At 59.8% G+C, this 259-nt stretch carries 1 protein-coding gene; it reads left to right on the top strand.

From position 1 onward, the window contains the following. Positions 1 to 259 (top strand): glycine--tRNA ligase subunit alpha (locus SB765_RS31095; protein WP_410932686.1); only part of this gene is annotated, 259 nt, incomplete at both ends.

Here is a 259-nt window from a genome sequence, read left to right as displayed (position 1 = left end):
GGAGGTCTATCTGGGCTCGCTGAAAGAGCTGGGTATGGACCCGACGGTGCATGACATTCGCTTCGTGGAAGATAACTGGGAAAACCCGACGCTGGGTGCCTGGGGACTCGGCTGGGAAGTGTGGCTCAACGGCATGGAAGTGACGCAGTTCACCTACTTCCAGCAGGTTGGCGGCCTGGAGTGTAAGCCCGTGACCGGCGAGATCACCTACGGTCTGGAGCGTCTGGCGATGTACATCCAGGGCGTCGACAGCGTTTAC

Source organism: Pseudomonas sp. SIMBA_067, assembly GCF_046534675.1.
Lineage (GTDB): Bacteria > Pseudomonadota > Gammaproteobacteria > Pseudomonadales > Pseudomonadaceae > Aquipseudomonas > Aquipseudomonas putida.
This window is presented reverse-complemented; position numbering and strand designations above follow the sequence as displayed.